Below are 554 nucleotides of genomic sequence, written 5' to 3' on the forward strand. Positions count from 1 at the left end.
TCGAACACCTCGTCGTAGGGGACGTTGGCTTCGGCCAGCAGCACGTTCATGTGGCCGGGCATGCGGCCCGCCACCGGATGGATGGCGTATTTCACCGTCACACCCTCATGCTTCAGCGCGTCGGCCATTTCGCGCAGCGCGTGCTGCGCCTGCGCCACCGCCATGCCGTAACCGGGGACGATGATGACCGACTGGGCGTTCTTCATGATGTAGGCGGCGTCTTCCGGCGACCCGGCCTTGACCGAACCCTTCGGCCCGCCGCCGCCCGCCACCGCACCGCCCGCCGCCTCGCCGCCGAAACCGCCGAGGATGACGTTGAAGATCGAGCGGTTCATGCCCTTGCACATGATGTAGGACAGGATCGCGCCCGACGACCCGACCAGCGCGCCGGTGATGATGAGCAGGTTGTTTTGCAGGGTGAAGCCGATGCCGCAGGCCGCCCAACCCGAATAGCTGTTCAGCATCGAGATGACGACCGGCATGTCGGCCCCGCCGATCGGCAGGATCAGCAGGAAGCCCAGCGCCAGCGCCACGATGATGATCAGCCACATGGC

At 66.2% G+C, this 554-nt stretch carries 1 protein-coding gene; it reads right to left on the bottom strand.

Going from position 1 to position 554, the window contains the following annotated elements:
• A partial coding sequence (locus EJ903_RS26485; protein ID WP_148105331.1) for an NAD(P)(+) transhydrogenase (Re/Si-specific) subunit beta occupies positions 1–554 on the bottom strand: 554 nt, incomplete at both ends.

Origin of the sequence: Azospirillum griseum (genome assembly GCF_003966125.1) — a bacterium.
GTDB classification, from domain to species: domain Bacteria; phylum Pseudomonadota; class Alphaproteobacteria; order Azospirillales; family Azospirillaceae; genus Azospirillum; species Azospirillum griseum.